Source organism: Streptomyces pactum (assembly GCF_016031615.1).
Classification (GTDB): domain Bacteria; phylum Actinomycetota; class Actinomycetes; order Streptomycetales; family Streptomycetaceae; genus Streptomyces; species Streptomyces pactus.
On the sequence record NZ_JACYXC010000006.1, the window covers coordinates 1 to 3,587 of the forward strand.

A 3,587-nucleotide genomic window follows, 5' to 3' on the forward strand; every position below is an offset into this window, starting at 1 on the left:
CCCGGTTTCGCCGGACCGCGTGCCCTCCGCTTTCCCGCGGCGGAGCCCTCCGGTTCCGGCCGGCGGGGCGTTCCGCTTCCGGCCGGCGCCTGGGGCCCCCGGCGGGCGTACCGCCGCTCCCGCGCTGCCGGGCCCCGGGCGCTAGCGTCGGCCCATGGACAGCACTGTGAAGAAGAGCGGCGCCGAAGCCGTGGCACCGGACGGCTGGGAACATCTCGCCCCCGGGGTGGCGCGGCGGCGGATGCCCGGCTGGGACGAGACGGTGGGCGTGGTCGCCGGCGACCACGGGGTCCTGGTGGTGGACGCCGGCGCCACCCCGGCCGACGGCGCCGCGCTGTACCGCGAGATCACCGGACTGTTCGGCCGGCGGCCCACCCATGTGGTGCTCACCCACCCGCACTTCGACCACGTCATGGGTGCCGCCGGTTTCACCGGCTGCGAGGTGTACGCGGCCGTCGGCATGGACGGGGTGCTCAGCCGTGGCCGGGACGAGCTGCGCGGGGACGCCGAACGCCACGGCGTGCCGGCGGCCACCGCCGCCGAGGCGGCCGAGCTGCTGGTGACCCCGCACCACCTGGTCTCCGGCGAACTCACCGTGGACCTCGGCGGCGGCCGGCGGGTGGTGATCGCCAACGTGGGCCCCGGCCACACCGGGCACGATCTGGCGGTGCTGGTGCCCGGGCCGGTGCCGGTGGTGTTCTGCGGGGACCTGGTGGAGGAGTCCGGCGAACCGCAGGCCGGGCCGGACGCGGTGCCGGCCCGCTGGCCCGCGGCGATGGACCGGCTGCTGGCGCTCGGCGGCGAGGAGGCCCGGTACGTGCCCGGGCACGGCGCGGTGGTGGACGCCGCCTTCGTCCGGGCCCAGCGCGACGAACTGGCCGGACCGTCCGGGGGCCCTCGGGAGGGCGGCGGACCCGCCGGCGAGGCCGCTCCGCCCGCGGCCGGTCCCGGCGTGTCGTGATCCCCACCCGCCACCGCGATCCGCCGTTTTTTCGTATCGTCGGCCGGTGCGCAGCCAACAGTACGACCCCGACCTGACCCCGCCGTGGAAGCGGCGGACCGCGGTGCCCGAGGTCCCGGCGGAGACCGATCTGGTGGTCGAGGAGATCACCACCGGCTTCTGCGGCGCCGTGATCCGCTGCGAGAAGACGGCCCAGGGGCCCACCGTCACCCTGGAAGACCGGTTCGGCAAGCAGCGGGTGTTCCCGATGGAGCCGCGCGGCTTCCTGCTGGAGGGCACGGTGGTCACCCTGGTCCGCCCGGCCGCCGCCGCGCCGGCCCGGCCCCGGCTGACCGCCTCCGGCTCGCTCGCCGTACCCGGCGCACGGGCCCGGGTGGCGCGCGCCGGGCGCATCTACGTGGAGGGCCGGCACGACGCCGAGCTGGTGGAGCGGGTCTGGGGCGACGACCTGCGGATCGAGGGCGTGGTGGTGGAGTACCTGGAGGGCGTGGACGACCTCCCGGAGATCGTCCGCTCCTTCTCCCCCACGCCGGACGCGCGGCTGGGCGTCCTGGTGGACCACCTGGTGCCCGGCTCCAAGGAGTCCCGCATCGCGGCCGAGGTCACCGACGAGAACGTGCTGATCGTCGGCCACCCGTTCATCGACATCTGGCAGGCGGTGAAGCCGTCGTCGCTGGGGATCGCCGGCTGGCCGTCCGTGCCCCGCGGCCAGGACTGGAAGACCGGCGTCTGCCGGGCGCTCGGCTGGCCGGAGAACACCGGCGCCGCCTGGCAGCGCATCCTGGGCGCGGTCCGTACCTACCGCGACCTGGAGCCGGAGCTGCTGGGGGCGGTGGAACGGCTCATCGACCACGTGACGGTGCCCTGACCCGCACCTGACGGAAGCCGTGCACCGACCGGCGGGCCCTCGGGGCCGGTGACCCGGCCGGGGCCCGCCGTCACCTGGAACCGGGCGGCACCGAGCGGCGGGGGCCGCCGGCCTCGGCGGGACCGGCCGGCAGCCGCGCCGCGCACGGCGCCGTGCCCGGCCCGGCCCGGCCCGGCCGGGGCAGGGCAGGGCAGGGCAGGAGACCGAGGCGGGCCCGGGCGAGCCGGCAGCCGTGGCAGGCGGTGTCCGGGGCGCGTGAGGTGGCACGTAACGGCCGGCCCCGGAGGTGGCATCAGCCTGGCGTCAGTCCACCAGGTCGCGCACCACCGCGTCCGCCAGCAGCCGCCCGCGCAGCGTCAGCACCGCGCGCCCGGTCTCGTACGCCCCGGGGTCCAGCAGTCCGTCCCGCACCGCGCGCGCCGCGGCCCGGTCACCCACCGGGGTGAGCAGGTCGCGCGGGCAGCCGTCGGCGAGGCGCAGTTCCAGCAGGATGCGCTCCACCCGGCGGTCCTCCGCGGTGAGCACCTCGCGGCCGGCGCCGGGCGAACGGCCTTCGCTCAGCGCCTGGGCGTACGCGCCGGGGTGCTTCACGTTCCACCAGCGCACGCCGCCGATGTGGCTGTGCGCACCGGGGCCCGCGCCCCACCAGTCCGCGCCCCGCCAGTACAGCTCGTTGTGGTGGCAGCGGCCCCGCTCGGAAGTCGCCCAGTTGGAGACCTCGTACCAGGCGAACCCGGCGGCCGACAGCATCTCCTCGGCGATCAGATACCGGTCGGCGTGCACGTCGTCGTCGGTCATCGGCACCTCGCCGCGGCGGATGCGCCGGGCCAGCTGGGTGCCCTCCTCGACGATCAGGGCGTACGCCGAGATGTGGTCGGGCCCGGCGCCGAGCGCCGCCCGCAGCGAGGCGCGCCAGTCCTCGTCGCTCTCGCCCGGCGTGCCGTAGATCAGGTCGAGGTTGACGTGCTCGAAGCCGGCGGCACGGGCCTCGGCCACACACGCCTCCGGCCGGCCCGGCGTGTGGCTGCGGTCCAGCACCCGCAGCACGTGCTGCCGGGCGCTCTGCATGCCGAAGGAGATCCGGTTGAACCCGCTCGCCCGCAGTTCGTCGAGGTACCGGGGGTCCACCGACTCCGGGTTGGCCTCGGTGGTGACCTCCGCGCCGTCCGCGAGCCCGAACTCATCCCTGATCACGGCGAGCATCCGGCCGAGGTCGGCGGCCGGCAGCAGGGTGGGGGTACCGCCCCCGACGAAGACGGTCTCCACCGGGCGGGGGTCGTCGCCGAGCACCTTCCGGGCCAGCCGGACCTCCTCGGCGAGGATGTCGGCGTAGTTCTCCCGCGAGGCCAGGACGCCACCCGAACCGCGCAGCTCACCGGCGGTGTAGGTGTTGAAGTCGCAGTAGCCGCAGCGGGTCGCGCAGTACGGGACGTGCAGGTAGAAGCCGAGCGGCCGCCCGGCGGCGCCGTCCAGCGCGTGGCGGGGCAGCGCCCCGTCGTCGGGCACGGGCTCACCATCGGGCAGTACGGAAGGCATACGTCCCATTGTCCGGCATCGCCCGAGCACCCCGGGCCGCCGTCCGCGGGCGAGCGGCCCGGGACCGGAACCGGGCGGCGCGGCGGCGGCCCGCGCCACGGAGGCTCGGGCCGTGCCGTGCGACGGGGGCCGGGTGGAAAGGTACGCGGTCCGGGCGGGAGGAACGCGGCCCGCGGTAAGGGGCCCGGGCACGGGAGGAAACGGGCCCCGCGACGGAGGCCT

The 3,587-nt window shown here is 76.5% G+C and carries 3 protein-coding genes; 2 read left to right on the forward strand and 1 reads right to left on the reverse strand.

All coding sequences use genetic code 11. From position 1 onward, the window contains the following. The first annotated feature begins 154 nt into the window (after positions 1-154). Positions 155-961 carry an MBL fold metallo-hydrolase gene (locus tag IHE55_RS30290; RefSeq protein WP_197988441.1) on the forward strand — a complete coding sequence of 269 codons (807 nt, stop codon included), beginning with the start codon at positions 155-157 and terminating at the stop codon, positions 959-961. A gap of 46 nt (positions 962-1,007) precedes the next feature. Continuing rightward, positions 1,008-1,829, forward strand: coding sequence for a DUF3097 domain-containing protein (locus IHE55_RS30295; protein WP_197988442.1), 822 nt, complete (start codon positions 1,008-1,010; stop codon positions 1,827-1,829). 303 nt (positions 1,830-2,132) lie between these two features. On the opposite strand, the gene hemW is transcribed toward IHE55_RS30295, so the two are convergent. Beyond that, complete coding sequence (gene hemW, locus IHE55_RS30300) at positions 2,133-3,365, reverse strand: radical SAM family heme chaperone HemW (protein WP_197988443.1); 1,233 nt, start codon at positions 3,363-3,365, stop codon at positions 2,133-2,135. Between the last annotated feature and the right edge of the window lie 222 nt (positions 3,366-3,587).